Genomic DNA, 2,797 nt, shown 5'->3' with positions numbered 1-2,797 from the left:
GGATAATGCGCTGCCCCCAATCCCTGCCGTCGTCGATGTGGACTACCGTTCTGACTAGTTCGTCGTCAATGTCCACCATCTGGCGGTGTTCCTCAGTCATTGAAACATCCCCTTAGCCGCCAGTGTTTCACTCATGTCATTGATCATGCTTTGCCATATTTCACGCCCGTAGACTGTCAGGAGACCATTGACGACGCATTTCTCCATCAGAGCAATGGCGATAACTTCCCATGCCGGATAACTCTGCTGTAATGCTTCCAGTGCGTAACTGTCTACCAGTTCACGAATGCCTTTTGCCCCTTCGACAATAGCAATATTGATTTCTGTTTTGCCGATTTGCATCGTGAAGTGAGCACCGCCGTTACGGGTCACTACATCGTTATAGATAGCGGCTGAATAGCTGTTCGCCAGCGCGTTGAGGCGAAAGTTTTTTGTTATCATATGAGCCTCCTTATACTCGGCATGGCATAACAATGAGCTGAGGGTTGCCGTAGCGCTGATTAATGTTGTCGCTAAACTTCATCAAGCAGGCATCTGTCATGCTGGATGGATACATAGAGACAGCGATAAATACCGAATCGCCCTCAAACATTTTGTAGGGATAGGCTAGATATTCAGCCTGAAAGTGAGGAATAACACTTTCTACTTTCTTGGGGATAACCCGATCTAAATCAGGGAAACGGCCATCCAGCAAGGTTAATGCGCTGAATCCCACCCTCATTCCGGTAATATCTCTGTGGACGGCATAAGGTTCTTTGGTGAAATGCAGTTCTGTAGTTTCTGCTTTTCTGGGGATCCTCCCGTGGAACTGCACAATCGCTTTGCGGCGTGTGCTGATGCCATGCTCTAACCGGAGGGCAACATGCCCGTTGGTTGCCTCCAGATAATTAGAGGTGATATGCACTCCACATAGATAATAACGTGGGTCTTTTTTCGCTACACAGACCAATGCAGCACGTAACAAATTAGAATTAATAATCATTGTTTGTCCTCCCATCCAATAACCTGAAAACTGCCCATTTTGGGATGTGACCAGCGAGTACCACGTTTTTCTGCTTCACTCATCATTAGGTGGAATGCGATCATAAAATCTTCTTTGAACACCACTTTCATAGGACGAGGTTGTCCATCAGGGGTCAGGGTGGTGATGCTTTGCGTAGGAACACTATATTGTTCAGCTAAAGTGCGACATTTGGCGTTACTGAGTCCTGATTCAGTCGCAGCCAGAGAGAAGCCAATCCAGCCAACAGGGATAGTGCCGCGCTTGATTTGCTCGACCGTTTCCTGAACCTGATCAACCTTTTCACCAATATGGTTAATCTGGCGCTGCTGCTGGGCGGTATGACTGGCAATTCTGGCAATCATCTCAAGCTCATTTATTGCGGTTTGTGGTTTACGGAAGTAGCTACTGACCAATTCCCGCTGTACCTGCCAAGCTAAGTCATCGTTGAACGGCTTGGTTAGCATGAGATAACCAGACTCAAAAAGCACAATCCCGTTGGGGGCGAACTTTGAAAACAAGCCATCGGGGAGGTCGGTACGTATATCGTCCTGACTTAAAATTTGGTAATCCACGCCTTGCACAAAACGGTGATTGTTTCTGTTGAATGCAGCTTTCGCTGTTCCTTCTGGACGTGCGTGAACTTGGTCAATCATGGAAAATGTCACAACACGTTGCCCTTGATATTCAACGACAGGCATTTGAGTTTGATTGATGGTGATCACTTCGTTTTTCTTGCTCATATCTCGTTTCTCAATGTGTGCTTGGTGATGCTGGTTCAGCAGTAAATAATTTGAATCCGTCGATAAATACTTGGTCGATAAAATCACGCATCCATGTACTACCGTTTTCTTTTTCATTTACTTCGTTTCCTAAATAGAAACGTTGCAACGCAATATATTTTTCGACTGGATTAATTTCTAAAATTGGCTTTTCTATTTGGTGAATAAGTAGCGTTTCAATCACGTCAGAATCTATTTCAGTGGTGCAATTTTTGTGGGTAAATATAAAATTTCCATTTTCAAGCCTTCCGAAGCGCTCACCGCATGAAACTAAGTATTCTTTGGCAACCCTAGCTCTATTTTGCTTAACCGAAAATTCAGCCCATTCCATTCTTTCTACATCTGTTAATGGTGGGTTATTAGCTATTATTCTTTCTTCATCTAAAAGAAAATCAGGGCACTTGAATCTACTTTTCTTTAAAATGGCGAACATTTCTCTTATTGTCATGATTAATTACCATCCCTCACGAATAATTACTTTTGCTTTTTGAATGCAACGATTCCCGTTTTTAATACACTCTTGTTCTTGTTTAAGATTCTGAGATAATGAAAGGGCTTCACCCCATTTATTAGCAGCACGACGGAATAAACCTTTCGATTCTAAATTCCGCGCTAATTCATCTGCCTGTTCATATACCGTCATTATTCACCTCCGTCTGTTGAAATTTCTGTTTCCACTTATTGGTTTCAGTGTGATTATCAAGGTGCTTTTTTAATACTTCTTTTGTTCGCTGATTTTCTTTCTGACTTCTTAATGCGGTACTATGACTATGATGCAATGAATATCTTTTTTCATTATGCTCTTGGCGATATTCAGACCAGAGTTGGGTATTCAACGTGGTAGCTAATTTTCTAGCTTTTCCCCAATATTCGGCAGCAAGGCTATACTTTTCTTCTTTTTCCATTTGAATAGCGGTATTGGCAAAATCTAAATAAGTTTTCTTTTTCATTTTATTGGCTCCGTTTTTTGTGCGATGTGTTCTAGTATTACTTCCATAAATGCATCGCCCTCTAT

General features: G+C 42.6%; 6 protein-coding genes. All 6 read right to left on the bottom strand.

The genetic code is table 11. The annotated features are described in order from the left end of the window. Positions 1-96: 96 nt before the first annotated feature. Positions 97-441: a hypothetical protein gene (locus Xsto_RS20220; RefSeq protein WP_099126248.1), complete on the bottom strand. Its 345-nt coding sequence runs from the start codon at positions 439-441 to the stop codon at positions 97-99. 10 nt (positions 442-451) lie between these two features. Beyond that, positions 452-982: a beta clamp domain-containing protein gene (locus Xsto_RS20215; protein ID WP_099126247.1), complete on the bottom strand. Its 531-nt coding sequence runs from the start codon at positions 980-982 to the stop codon at positions 452-454. Then, the gene (locus Xsto_RS20210; RefSeq protein WP_099126246.1) at positions 979-1,743 is read right to left on the bottom strand and encodes an ORF6N domain-containing protein; all 765 of its coding nucleotides are present in this window, start codon (positions 1,741-1,743) and stop codon (positions 979-981) included. The genes Xsto_RS20215 and Xsto_RS20210 overlap by 4 nt, the downstream gene beginning before the upstream one ends. A 10-nt stretch (positions 1,744-1,753) precedes the next feature. Beyond that, a complete protein-coding gene (locus Xsto_RS20205) occupies positions 1,754-2,230 on the bottom strand; it encodes a hypothetical protein (RefSeq protein ID WP_099126245.1) in 477 nt (158 codons plus the stop codon). A 6-nt stretch (positions 2,231-2,236) separates the two neighbouring features. Continuing rightward, positions 2,237-2,425 (bottom strand): PerC family transcriptional regulator, encoded by a 189-nt coding sequence (locus tag Xsto_RS20200; RefSeq protein ID WP_099126244.1) that lies wholly within the window; start codon positions 2,423-2,425, stop codon positions 2,237-2,239. Further along, positions 2,412-2,797 (bottom strand): ANR family transcriptional regulator (locus Xsto_RS20195; protein WP_211284359.1); only part of this gene is annotated, 386 nt, incomplete at its 5' end. The genes Xsto_RS20195 and Xsto_RS20200, both read right to left, overlap by 14 nt.

It is taken from the genome of Xenorhabdus stockiae, from assembly GCF_002632825.1.
Taxonomy (GTDB): Bacteria; Pseudomonadota; Gammaproteobacteria; order Enterobacterales; family Enterobacteriaceae; genus Xenorhabdus; species Xenorhabdus stockiae.
This window is presented reverse-complemented; position numbering and strand designations above follow the sequence as displayed.